General features: G+C 56.3%; 11 protein-coding genes and 1 pseudogene. All 12 read left to right on the top strand.

The features are described 5' to 3' along the window. The coding region (tuf, locus tag Q0341_RS04270) for an elongation factor Tu (protein ID WP_299510819.1) at positions 1–1,170 on the top strand (1,170 nt) is incomplete at its 5' end. Between the two features lie 74 nt (positions 1,171–1,244). Then, positions 1,245–1,559 (top strand): 30S ribosomal protein S10, encoded by a 315-nt coding sequence (gene rpsJ / locus Q0341_RS04265; protein WP_019426908.1) that lies wholly within the window; start codon positions 1,245–1,247, stop codon positions 1,557–1,559. A gap of 181 nt (positions 1,560–1,740) precedes the next feature. Continuing rightward, positions 1,741–2,406, top strand: coding sequence for a 50S ribosomal protein L3 (gene rplC, locus Q0341_RS04260; protein ID WP_299510818.1), 666 nt, complete (start codon positions 1,741–1,743; stop codon positions 2,404–2,406). Next, on the top strand, positions 2,406–3,026 hold the full coding sequence (gene rplD / locus Q0341_RS04255; protein ID WP_019426906.1) for a 50S ribosomal protein L4: 621 nt from the start codon (positions 2,406–2,408) through the stop codon (positions 3,024–3,026). The genes rplC and rplD overlap by 1 nt, the downstream gene beginning before the upstream one ends. Beyond that, positions 3,023–3,337 (top strand): 50S ribosomal protein L23, encoded by a 315-nt coding sequence (gene rplW, locus Q0341_RS04250; RefSeq protein WP_089952296.1) that lies wholly within the window; start codon positions 3,023–3,025, stop codon positions 3,335–3,337. The genes rplD and rplW overlap by 4 nt, the downstream gene beginning before the upstream one ends. A 2-nt stretch (positions 3,338–3,339) precedes the next feature. Further along, positions 3,340–4,164, top strand: a complete 825-nt coding sequence (rplB, locus tag Q0341_RS04245) for a 50S ribosomal protein L2 (RefSeq protein ID WP_019426904.1) — start codon at positions 3,340–3,342, stop codon at positions 4,162–4,164. A 10-nt stretch (positions 4,165–4,174) separates the two neighbouring features. Continuing rightward, a complete protein-coding gene (gene rpsS, locus Q0341_RS04240) occupies positions 4,175–4,453 on the top strand; it encodes a 30S ribosomal protein S19 (protein WP_007847809.1) in 279 nt (92 codons plus the stop codon). Between the two features lie 9 nt (positions 4,454–4,462). Further along, positions 4,463–4,792, top strand: a complete 330-nt coding sequence (rplV, locus tag Q0341_RS04235; RefSeq protein ID WP_019426902.1) for a 50S ribosomal protein L22 — start codon at positions 4,463–4,465, stop codon at positions 4,790–4,792. A 14-nt stretch (positions 4,793–4,806) separates the two neighbouring features. After that, entirely contained in the window at positions 4,807–5,685 is an 879-nt protein-coding gene (rpsC, locus tag Q0341_RS04230; RefSeq protein WP_108352550.1) for a 30S ribosomal protein S3, read from the top strand. Between the two features lie 11 nt (positions 5,686–5,696). Further along, complete coding sequence (rplP, locus tag Q0341_RS04225) at positions 5,697–6,113, top strand: 50S ribosomal protein L16 (protein WP_299510817.1); 417 nt, start codon at positions 5,697–5,699, stop codon at positions 6,111–6,113. A 17-nt stretch (positions 6,114–6,130) separates the two neighbouring features. Beyond that, positions 6,131–6,325, top strand: coding sequence for a 50S ribosomal protein L29 (gene rpmC, locus Q0341_RS04220; RefSeq protein WP_299510816.1), 195 nt, complete (start codon positions 6,131–6,133; stop codon positions 6,323–6,325). A 9-nt stretch (positions 6,326–6,334) separates the two neighbouring features. Further along, positions 6,335–6,411, top strand: a pseudogene (locus tag Q0341_RS04215) (30S ribosomal protein S17); the annotation flags it as partial.

The following is a 6,411-nucleotide window of genomic DNA, read 5'->3' as shown; positions in this document are numbered from 1 at the left end:
CGGACCAAACCCCACGTCAACGTGGGCACCATCGGTCACGTTGACCACGGCAAAACCACACTGACAGCTGCCATCACGACCGTGTTGGCCGTGAAATTCGGTGGCTCTGCCAAAGCGTACGACCAGATCGACGCTGCACCCGAAGAAAAAGCCCGTGGTATCACGATCAACACCGCCCACGTTGAGTACGAGACGGCTAACCGTCACTACGCCCACGTGGACTGCCCCGGCCACGCTGACTATGTGAAGAACATGATCACTGGTGCTGCCCAGATGGACGGCGCTATTTTGGTGTGCTCCGCTGCTGACGGCCCTATGCCTCAGACCCGCGAGCACATCTTGTTGGCCCGTCAAGTTGGCGTGCCTTACATCATCGTGTTCCTGAACAAGTGCGACATGGTTGACGACGCTGAGTTGTTGGAGCTGGTCGAAATGGAAGTGCGCGAGTTGTTGTCCAAGTACGATTTCCCAGGCGACGACACCCCCATCATTCAAGGTTCAGCCAAGCTGGCCCTCGAAGGCGACAAAGGCCCATTGGGCGAAGAAGCCATCATGAAGTTGGCTGACGCACTGGACAACTACATCCCTACACCAGAGCGTGCAGTGGACGGCGCATTCTTGATGCCCGTGGAAGACGTGTTCTCCATCTCCGGTCGCGGCACTGTGGTGACTGGCCGTATCGAGCGCGGTATCGTCAAAGTCGGCGAAGAGATCGAAATCGTCGGTATCAAAGACACTGTCAAGACCACTTGCACAGGCGTTGAGATGTTCCGCAAGTTGCTCGACCAAGGTCAAGCCGGTGACAACGTCGGCATTTTGCTGCGCGGCACCAAGCGCGAAGACGTCGAGCGCGGCCAAGTGCTGTGCAAGCCAGGCTCAATCAAGCCACACACCCACTTCACGGGCGAGATCTATGTCTTGTCCAAAGACGAAGGTGGCCGTCACACGCCTTTCTTCAACAACTACCGTCCCCAGTTTTACTTCCGTACGACTGACGTGACAGGCGCGATCGAATTGCCAGAAGGCAAAGAGATGGTGATGCCTGGTGACAACGTGTCGATCACTGTGAAGTTGATCAACCCCATTGCGATGGAAGAAGGCTTGCGCTTCGCCATCCGCGAAGGCGGCCGTACCGTTGGCGCTGGCGTTGTGGCCAAGATCATCGCTTAATTTTTTGTGGCTCAGTGACGCAAAGGCCTGTCCTTTGCGCGCTGTGATCAGAACACTCACCACAAGGAATTGACATGTCATCCAAGCAAAAAATCCGCATCCGCCTGAAGGCGTTTGACTACAAACTGATCGACCAGTCCGCTGCCGAGATCGTTGACACCGCCAAGCGCACCGGCGCGATTGTCAAGGGCCCAGTGCCTTTGCCAACACGCATGAAGCGTTTTGACATCTTGCGTTCACCGCACGTCAACAAAACCAGCCGTGACCAGTTGGAAATCCGCACGCACCAGCGTTTGATGGACATCGTGGACCCGACTGATAAAACAGTCGATGCCTTGATGAAACTCGATCTGCCAGCTGGCGTGGACGTCGAAATCAAGCTGCAGTGATGCAGTTTGGGGTGGCTGCAAGGCCATTCAAAAATTGAAATAGCGCCCGATTTGCCAGAAATGGCGAGTCGGGCTATAATTTCAGGCTCACCTCTTTTGGGGTGAGATTTATTAACAGTCTTTCACATACCAAACGGGGCTGCCAATTGAAGTGGCCTCGGTGGAAGTTTTGGAGAAAACAATGAGTCTGAGCAACTCCCTCGGGTTGCTGGGTCGCAAGGTGGGCATGATGCGTCTGTTCACTGATGATGGGGATTCCGTTCCTGTCACAGTGCTGGATGTGTCTAACAACCGCGTATCCCAGGTCAAAACCCAAGAGAACGATGGCTATGTCGCTTTGCAAGTGACATTTGGTGCCCGCAAGGCATCGCGCGTGACCAAGCCTATCGCTGGTCACTTGGCCAAAGCCGGTGTTGAAGCCGGTGAAATCATTCAAGAATTCCGCGTGACCGCCGACACAGCTGCCCAGTACGCCGCAGGCGCGACTGTGCCCGTGGCTGCCGTGTTTGCTGTGGGCCAGAAAGTGGACGTGCAAGGCACTTCCATCGGTAAAGGCTTCACCGGCACGATCAAGCGTCATAACTTCAAATCGCAGCGCGCATCGCACGGTAACAGCCGTTCGCACAACGTGCCCGGTTCGATTTCGATGGCGCAAGATCCAGGTCGCGTGTTCCCAGGCAAAAAAATGTCGGGTCACCTCGGTGATGTGACTTGTACCACGCAGAACCTCGCCGTGATCCGTGTTGACGAAGCCCGTGGCCTGTTGATGGTCAAGGGTGCCATTCCCGGTTCCAAAGGTGGTTTCGTGACCGTGCGTCCCGCCGTTAAAGTTAAAGGAGCGAACTGATGCAGCTCGAACTCCTGAACGACCAAGGTCAAGCCGCCTCCAAAGTGGACGCGCCTGAGACTGTGTTCGGTCGTGAATACAACGAAGCCCTGATCCACCAAATCGTGGTGGCTTACCAGGCCAATGCCCGTCAAGGCACCCGCGCTCAAAAGGACCGTGAACAAGTTCACCACTCCACCAAAAAGCCTTTTAAACAAAAAGGTACGGGTCGCGCTCGTGCTGGTATGACTTCCTCGCCTTTGTGGCGTGGCGGTGGTCGGATTTTCCCGAACATGCCCGACGAAAACTTCACACAGAAGATCAACAAGAAGATGTACCGCGCTGGTATGGCTTCGATCTTCTCGCAGCTGGCCCGCGAAGGCCGTCTGGCTGTGGTGGATTCCTTCAAGGTTGAGACGCCTAAAACCAAGCAGTTGGCTGCGAAGTTCAAGGCCATGAGTCTCGACAACGTGCTGGTGATCGCTGACGAAGTCGACGAAAACCTGTACTTGGCATCGCGCAACCTGATCAACATCCTGATTGTTGAGCCACGTTACGCCGATCCCGTGTCTTTGGTGAACTTCAAGAAAGTCCTCGTGACCAAAGGTGCCATGGACAAACTCAAGGAGATGTTTGCATGAGCGCCGTGAAGTTTGACGAAGGTCGTCTGATGTCCGTGCTGGTGGCTCCCATCGTGTCCGAAAAGGCCACCATGGTTGCTGAAAAATCCAACACTGTGACGTTCAAAGTGCTGCAGGATGCCACCAAGCCTGAAATCAAAGCCGCTGTGCAATTGATGTTCAAGGTCGAGGTCAAAGGCGTGTCTGTGGTGAATACCAAGGGCAAGACCAAGCGTTTTGGCAAAACCATTGGCCGTCGCGACAACGTTCGCAAGGCTTATGTCACGCTGCAACCAGGTCAAGAGCTGAACCTGTCCGGGGAGGCCGCGTAATCATGGCTGTCATCAAGATCAAACCGACATCCCCAGGCCGTCGTGGCGTGGTGAAGGTCACGCGTGACCACCTGCACAAAGGTGAAGGTTACGCGCCGTTGCTGGAACCCCAGCACCAAAAATCGGGCCGTAACAACAACGGTCACATCACAACTCGCCACAAAGGCGGTGGTCACAAGCACCACTACCGCGTGGTGGACTTCAAGCGCAACAAAGATGCGATCCCGGCGAAAGTCGAGCGCATCGAGTACGACCCTAACCGTACTGCGCACATTGCTTTGCTGTGCTACGCCGATGGCGAGCGCCGTTACATCATTGCCCCCCGTGGCATTGAAGCCGGTGCCACCCTGATGTCGGGCGCAGAAGCCCCGATCCGCGCTGGCAACACCTTGCCAATCCGCAACATCCCCGTGGGTTCGACCATCCATTGCATCGAGCTCAAGCCCGGTGCGGGTGCTCAAATCGCTCGCTCGGCTGGTGCTTCGGCTACTTTGCTGGCTCGCGAAGGCATCTACGCTCAGGTGCGTATGCGCTCCGGTGAAGTTCGCAAGATCCACATCGAATGCCGTGCAACCATTGGTGAAGTCGCCAACGAAGAACACAGCCTGCGCCAACTGGGCAAGGCCGGTGTCAAGCGTTGGATGGGTATCCGTCCAACCGTTCGTGGCGTGGCCATGAACCCGGTCGATCACCCGCACGGTGGTGGCGAAGGCCGTACCGGCGAAGGCCGTCATGCAGTAGACCCGTGGGGCAACCTCACCAAGGGCTACCGTACCCGTAACAACAAGCGCACACAGGTCATGATCGTGTCGCGTCGCAAGAAGTAAGGGTTAGACAATGACACGCTCTCTCAAAAAGGGTCCATTCGTTGACCACCACTTGTTGGCCAAGGTTGAAAAAGCCGTTGCCACCAAAGACAAAAAGCCCGTCAAGACTTGGTCGCGTCGCTCTATGGTTCTGCCCGATTTCATCGGTCTGACCATCGCCGTTCACAACGGCAAGCAACACGTTCCTGTTTATGTGACCGACCAGATGGTTGGGCACAAATTGGGCGAATTCGCACTGACCCGGACATTCAAGGGTCATCCTGCGGACAAAAAAGTCCAGAAGAAATAAGGAAAGACCATGGAAACACGTGCAGTCCTCCGGGGCGTCCGTTTGTCGGTCGATAAAGGCCGCTTGGTCGCCGATTTGATTCGCGGTAAAAAAGTGGATCAAGCTCTGAACATCCTGACATTCACGCAGAAAAAAGCTGCGGGCATCGTCAAGAAGGTTTTGGAGTCCGCCATCGCCAACGCTGAACACAACGACGGTGCTGACATCGACGAGTTGAAGGTGAAAACCATCTACGTCGAACAAGGCACCACGCTCAAGCGTTTCACCGCCCGCGCCAAAGGCCGCGGTAACCGTATCAGCAAACCCACATGCCATGTGTATGTGACGGTCGGCAACTAAGCCAGGGAAGAAACATGGGACAAAAAATCCATCCTACCGGCTTCCGTTTGGCCGTCAGCCGTAACTGGTCCAGCCGTTGGTACGCCAGCAACAAAGACTTCGCCGGCATGCTGGCCGAAGACATCAAGGTGCGTGAGTACCTCAAGGCCAAGCTCAAGAACGCTGCGGTTTCCCGCGTGCTGATTGAGCGTCCAGCCAAGAGCGCCCGCATCACCATCTTCTCGGCTCGTCCAGGTGTGGTGATCGGCAAAAAAGGCGAAGACATCGAGTTGCTCAAGAAAGAACTCGCGCTTCGTCTGGGTGTGCCAGTGGCCGTGAACATCGAAGAAGTGCGCAAGCCCGAAATCGATGCGCAGCTGATCGCTGACAGCATCACGCAACAGCTCGAAAAGCGGATCATGTTCCGCCGCGCCATGAAGCGCGCCATGCAAAACGCCATGCGTCTGGGTGCCCAAGGCATCAAGATCATGTCGGCTGGCCGCTTGAACGGCATCGAAATTGCGCGTACCGAGTGGTATCGCGAAGGCCGTGTGCCATTGCACACCCTGCGTGCTGACATCGACTACGCCACTTCCGAAGCCAAGACCACCTACGGCATCATTGGTGTCAAGGTCTGGGTCTACAAAGGTGACACCTTGGGTCGCAACGACGCGCCTGCACTGGCTGAGCCACGTGCCGAAGAAGAACGCCGCCCACGTGGTCCACGCCGTGATGCACGTCCTGGTGAGCGCCCCGCAGGCGATCGCCGTGGTGGCCCACGTCGTCCCGCAGGCACCAACACAGCACCTACCGACGGCAGCGACAAGCCTGCCGGCGCAGGTGGTGATGCCAAACCCGCCGTTAAGCGCGTACGCACAGTCGCCGCGCCAGCTGCAGCAGCTGACGGTCAATAAGGAGTAATTACATGCTGCAACCTGCTCGCAGAAAGTTCCGCAAGGAACAGAAGGGCCGCAACACCGGCGTCGCTACCCGTGGCAACACGGTGGCGTTCGGTGACTTCGGCCTGAAGTCCACAGACCGCGGCCGTTTGACGGCCCGTCAGATCGAAGCCGCACGTCGTGCGATTTCCCGTCACGTCAAACGTGGTGGTCGGATCTGGATTTGCGTGTTCCCCGACAAGCCGATTTCCACCAAGCCTGCTGAAGTGCGTATGGGTAACGGTAAAGGTAACCCCGAATACTACGTGGCTGAAATCCAACCCGGTAAGGTGCTCTACGAAATCGTAGGCGTGCCAGAAGAGTTGGCCCGTGAAGCCTTCAAATTGGCCGCTGCCAAGTTGCCCTTGCGCACCACTTTTGTGGCACGCATGATTGGCCAGTAATTCAGGAGAAATAAGAAATGAAAGCTGCTGAACTGCGCCAAAAAGACGTTGCTGGTGTGAAAGACGAGATCAAAGCGCTCCAAAGAGCCCACTTTGGTCTGCGCATGCAAAAAGCCACGCAACAACTCGGCAATACCGGAACGTTGAGCGAAACCCGTCGCTCCATCGCTCGTGCCAAAACCATCCTTGCCCAAAAGCAAGCCGCCAAGTAAGGAGTGACCATGACGGAAGCTAAAACATCCCTCAAGCGCACCTTGATTGGCAAGGTGGTCAGCGACAAGCGCGCCAAAACCGTGAC

The sequence above is a fragment of the uncultured Limnohabitans sp. genome (genome assembly GCF_937889215.1).
Taxonomy (GTDB): Bacteria; Pseudomonadota; Gammaproteobacteria; order Burkholderiales; family Burkholderiaceae_C; genus Limnohabitans_A.
Note: the sequence above shows the minus strand (reverse complement) of the source record. Positions and strands in the feature narration are given on the sequence as shown.

Excerpts from the sequence above, each read along its gene's own strand:
- rplV (WP_019426902.1), top strand. The coding sequence starts at position 4,463 with ATGGAAACACGTGCAGTCCTCCGGGGCGTCCGTTTGTCGGTCGATAAA.
- rpmC (WP_299510816.1), top strand. The coding sequence starts at position 6,131 with ATGAAAGCTGCTGAACTGCGCCAAAAAGACGTTGCTGGTGTGAAAGAC.
- rplW (WP_089952296.1), top strand. The coding sequence starts at position 3,023 with ATGAGCGCCGTGAAGTTTGACGAAGGTCGTCTGATGTCCGTGCTGGTG.
- rplP (WP_299510817.1), top strand. The coding sequence starts at position 5,697 with ATGCTGCAACCTGCTCGCAGAAAGTTCCGCAAGGAACAGAAGGGCCGC.
- rplB (WP_019426904.1), top strand. The coding sequence starts at position 3,340 with ATGGCTGTCATCAAGATCAAACCGACATCCCCAGGCCGTCGTGGCGTG.
- rpsJ (WP_019426908.1), top strand. The coding sequence starts at position 1,245 with ATGTCATCCAAGCAAAAAATCCGCATCCGCCTGAAGGCGTTTGACTAC.
- rpsC (WP_108352550.1), top strand. The coding sequence starts at position 4,807 with ATGGGACAAAAAATCCATCCTACCGGCTTCCGTTTGGCCGTCAGCCGT.
- rplD (WP_019426906.1), top strand. The coding sequence starts at position 2,406 with ATGCAGCTCGAACTCCTGAACGACCAAGGTCAAGCCGCCTCCAAAGTG.
- rplC (WP_299510818.1), top strand. The coding sequence starts at position 1,741 with ATGAGTCTGAGCAACTCCCTCGGGTTGCTGGGTCGCAAGGTGGGCATG.
- rpsS (WP_007847809.1), top strand. The coding sequence starts at position 4,175 with ATGACACGCTCTCTCAAAAAGGGTCCATTCGTTGACCACCACTTGTTG.